This is a genomic window from Nocardia paucivorans NBRC 100373 (assembly GCF_000308675.1).
In the GTDB taxonomy this organism is placed as follows: domain Bacteria; phylum Actinomycetota; class Actinomycetes; order Mycobacteriales; family Mycobacteriaceae; genus Nocardia; species Nocardia paucivorans.
The window spans coordinates 1-594 of record NZ_BAGE01000086.1; the positions used below are offsets into that span (position 1 = coordinate 1).

Sequence of the window (594 nt, forward strand, 5' to 3'; positions counted from 1 at the left end):
TAGACATGGCGACGATCGCTCCAGCGGGCAACCAATTCGGTGCCGTACTCCTCCCCACCGACCACCAGATGGGTCAAATCCGGCAACGGCCACCGCCGCGGATCCATGGTGGACAGCACCGACGGGGTGAGCAGCGCATGGCTGACGTGTTCCCGATCGAACAGCTCACCGAGCTCGTCTCCACCGAGCACATCGTCGGGTGTGATGACCATGGTCGCGCCCGCACACACCGCCAGCAACAGCTCCAGAACCGCCACATCGAAACTCGGCGACGCCGAATGCGCAATACGGGACGAGGGGCGGATGCCCATGGTGTCCCGATGTACGGCGGCGCAGTTGCTCAGACCTCGATGGGTGACCGCTACCCCCTTGGGCACACCCGTCGACCCGGAGGTGTAGATCACATACGCGATATCGTCGACACGCAATGGCCGCACTCGATCGACATCGGTGATCGGCCGGTCATCGGGCTCGTGGAGCTCGTCGAGTGTCATCCAGTCGACGGTGTCGGGTAGTTGCGCACGGACGGAGGCGGTGGTGAGGCCGAGGGCGGCACCGGCGTCGGCAATGATGTGGACGATGCGTTGGGCCGGG

At 65.0% G+C, this 594-nt stretch carries 1 protein-coding gene; it reads right to left on the bottom strand.

All coding sequences use genetic code 11. From position 1 onward, the window contains the following. On the bottom strand, positions 1–594 hold a 594-nt coding region (locus ON32_RS23360), incomplete at both ends, for an AMP-binding protein (RefSeq protein WP_040793171.1).